At 45.5% G+C, this 253-nt stretch carries 1 pseudogene; it reads left to right on the top strand.

The features are described from left to right. Window positions 1–253: pseudogene (locus tag REG_RS09415) on the top strand (nucleoside-diphosphate kinase); the annotation flags it as partial.

Genomic DNA, 253 nt, shown 5'->3' with positions numbered 1-253 from the left:
TTTGAAGCGGCGGGATTTAAAATTGTTGCAGACAAAAAAAATGCATTTAAATAAAGAGCAGGCTGAAGGTTTTTACGCGGAACACAAAGATCGCCCATTTTTTGCTGCGTTGATTGCCTTTATGACTTCAGGATCGATAATGGTACAGGTGCTGGAAGCTGAAAATGCAGTACAACGTCATCGTGACATCATGGGGGCGACTGATCCGGAGCAGGCTCTACCCGGTACACTGCGTGCTGATTTCGCTGATAGT

The sequence above is a fragment of the Candidatus Regiella insecticola LSR1 genome, from assembly GCF_000143625.1.
GTDB lineage: Bacteria > Pseudomonadota > Gammaproteobacteria > Enterobacterales > Enterobacteriaceae > Regiella > Regiella insecticola.
This window is presented reverse-complemented; position numbering and strand designations above follow the sequence as displayed.